The 294-nt window shown below is 66.0% G+C and carries 1 protein-coding gene; it reads left to right on the forward strand.

Annotation, left to right across the window (positions count from 1 at the left end; all coding sequences use genetic code 11):
- Positions 1–294, forward strand: a 294-nt coding sequence (locus tag J0A65_RS27060; protein ID WP_206597244.1) for a type 1 periplasmic-binding domain-containing protein, incomplete at both ends; no start/stop codon positions are given.

A 294-nucleotide genomic window follows, 5' to 3' on the forward strand; every position in this document is an offset into this window, starting at 1 on the left:
TTACCTGATCTTCACCAACGAACAGTTCCAGGCCCCCGCGCTGTTGCGCCTGCTCGAAGGCAGCAATATCCAGCTGTTCGCCCTGCACAGCACCCTGACTCCGGAGCAGCAGGCGCTGCTCGGCGGCAGCCGCGAGCGCCACGGTAACTGGCTGGGGAGCCTGGTGCCCAATGACGAGGAAGCGGGTTACCTGATGGGGCGGGAACTGATCGCCCTGAGCGAGGGGCGGCCGGCCGAGCTGCTGGCCTTTTCCGGGGTCAAGCAGACACCGTCTTCCGAATTGCGCCTAGCCGG

The organism is Bowmanella yangjiangensis (assembly GCF_017255015.1).
Taxonomy (GTDB): domain Bacteria; phylum Pseudomonadota; class Gammaproteobacteria; order Enterobacterales; family Alteromonadaceae; genus Bowmanella; species Bowmanella yangjiangensis.